Raw genomic sequence first — 2,380 nt, 5'->3', positions numbered from 1 at the left:
TTAGTTGAGGCCGTGCCCGCGGAAAGCGAAGTAATTAGTCGGAGCATTGCCAATATACACAAACATTTCAAAATAACTACTTGGCTTAACGCAGTCATTGCACTGATTTTATACTTTCTTAACTTAGAACAAAAGCGCAAGCGCCCGATTAGAAACGTAGCGACTGGAGCGAGTCAGCTGTGATAAAGAAATCACGGTGAGTCTGTACGAGCCAATGATAACTTATTTTTAGGGCGATTCGTGAAGTCGCCTAATTGCTGGACGCTGGAGCTAGACGTTGCTCTACATACCCATATTTATCCACATGGGCAGATTTTATAAATTCCACAGACTACAAAAAAGCTTGTAGAGAAACTCTAAGTTCTCTACAAGCTACCGCTTCATATTGACAATAATCTTAAAGGGATGAACTTTCCTCTATTGCCGTTTTATCATTAAATGTTTTAACATCCATCTTTTTTAATATTCTCGATGTCAATGTCCCACTAACCATAGAACCATTAACATTAAGAGCAGTACGTCCCATATCAATAAAGGCTTCAATGGAAATTAATAGCCCAGCTAGTGCAACTGGCATATTCATGGAGGAAAGTACAATTAATGCTGCAAAGGTTGCTCCCCCACCAACACCAGCAATTCCAAATGAACTAATACCAATAATAAGTACTAATTGCAATATAAATCCAGGTGATAATGGATCGATTCCTACTGTTGGCGCAATCATAACAGCCAGCATAGCTGGATATATACCTGCACATCCGTTTTGTCCCATTGTTGCACCAAATGACGCTGACATGTTGGCAATACCTTGATCAATACCTAGCGAATTTCGTTGTGCTTGAATGTTTAGTGGGATCGTTCCAGCACTTGAACGTGATGTAAACGCAAAGCCTAATACAGGAATGACCTTACGTAAATATATGAACGGGTTCAATCCGAATAAACTTACTAATAATAGATGAATAACAAACATAACGATTAACGCAACATATGATGCGAGAACAAATTTACCTAGTTCTACAATGCCTGCGAAGTCTGTGCTTGCCACCGTATTTGCCATCAATGCTAAAATACCATAAGGTGTTAAACGTAAAATTAATGTAACGATTCTCATAACGACTGCATAAAGAGAATTAACGATCTTTGTAAACATTTCTGCCTGTTCTGGGTTCTTCCTACGAACTCCGAGAACAGCAATACCGACAATTACCGAGAATATAACTACTGCAATAACAGAAGTAGATCGCTCTCCAGTCATATCTAAGAAAATATTAGACGGGATGAAATTCAGAATTTTTTGTGGAGCTGATTGATTTTCAACTTCACCCAATGTGGTCTCAAGCATTGTTCCTCGTTCATTTTCTGCATGCCCAGCTTCTATTTGGTCAGCACTTAAGTCAAATAGTGTTGCCGAACCAATTCCGATCAAGGCAGCAATCATCGTTGTTGTTATTAAAATGCCAATAATCCAAGCTGACATTTTTCCTAATTCAGCAGTTTTTTCTAAATTTATAATGGATTGAATAATCGACACCATAACAAGCGGTACTACAATCATCATAAGAAAACGGATATAACCACTACCTACGATGCTATACCACTCCGTAGTTTCTGTTAATACTTCTGAACCTGTACCATAAACCAGCTGTAATATAGCACCTAAGACAATACCAGCACCTAGCCCAGTAAACACACGCTTCGTAAATGAAAAATGCTTTTTCTGCATCCATATAAGTAATCCAATTAAAATAACTAGTACTGCGATGTTTACAATGGTATAAAGTAAACTCATTATATAAACCCTCCTTGTTTGTCATTTCCGTTATTATTTGCATATGAAGTTGAACTTATCATATGCGCAAAAAATTTTTATCGTTACCATATTTTATTATTCCGATAAAATTAGTATGACTTTAAATAAGATACAACGGTTTAGCATTTGTGTCAAGAGAATGATTTCTTCCATCTTGGATGCACTGGTTAGAGTTTTTAAGAGGGCTGACAACCACTTACGAACAAAAGCGCTAGCGCCCGATTACTGGAGCGAGCCAACAGAGGTAAAGGAATCACCGTGAGCTTGCAAGCCGATGATGACTTAGCGTAGGGCGATTTGTGAAGTCGCCTCGTTTCTGGGTGCTGGAGCTGGACGTGACTCAACACGCCCATCTTTATCCACATGGGCTAATTTTATAATTTCCTTTGACAATTAGAAAAACGGAGCAAAATTCGCTCAGTCCTTATCACTAAATGCTCGATTTACGCTTCCTCTAGTAGCTATTATGGAATAATAGCTACTGCTTGACCACCATTCCGGCTGCCCACTTCCCTTTCCGTGGGGTTTGTCCTTCAGCTAACTTTTTTAGCAAAACCCGCTCAAAAA

2 protein-coding genes are annotated in these 2,380 nt (G+C 38.8%); one reads left to right on the top strand and one right to left on the bottom strand.

Annotation, left to right across the window (positions count from 1 at the left end; translation table 11 throughout):
• A partial coding sequence (locus RVS70_RS21450) for a hypothetical protein (protein ID WP_321134750.1) occupies positions 1 to 183 on the top strand: 183 nt, incomplete at its 5' end.
• 214 nt (positions 184 to 397) lie between these two features.
• Here the strand turns inward: RVS70_RS21450 and RVS70_RS21445 are convergent.
• Complete coding sequence (locus RVS70_RS21445; protein WP_026679599.1) at positions 398 to 1,792, bottom strand: L-cystine transporter; 1,395 nt, start codon at positions 1,790 to 1,792, stop codon at positions 398 to 400.
• Positions 1,793 to 2,380: the final 588 nt, after the last annotated feature.

This window comes from Virgibacillus sp. M23 (assembly GCF_034190895.1).
GTDB lineage: Bacteria > Bacillota > Bacilli > Bacillales > Amphibacillaceae > Virgibacillus > Virgibacillus salarius.
The sequence above is the reverse complement of the archived record's forward strand: the minus strand, read 5'-3'. Positions and strand labels throughout refer to the sequence as shown.

Excerpts from the sequence above, each read along its gene's own strand:
- RVS70_RS21445 (WP_026679599.1), bottom strand. The coding sequence starts at position 1,792 with ATGAGTTTACTTTATACCATTGTAAACATCGCAGTACTAGTTATTTTA.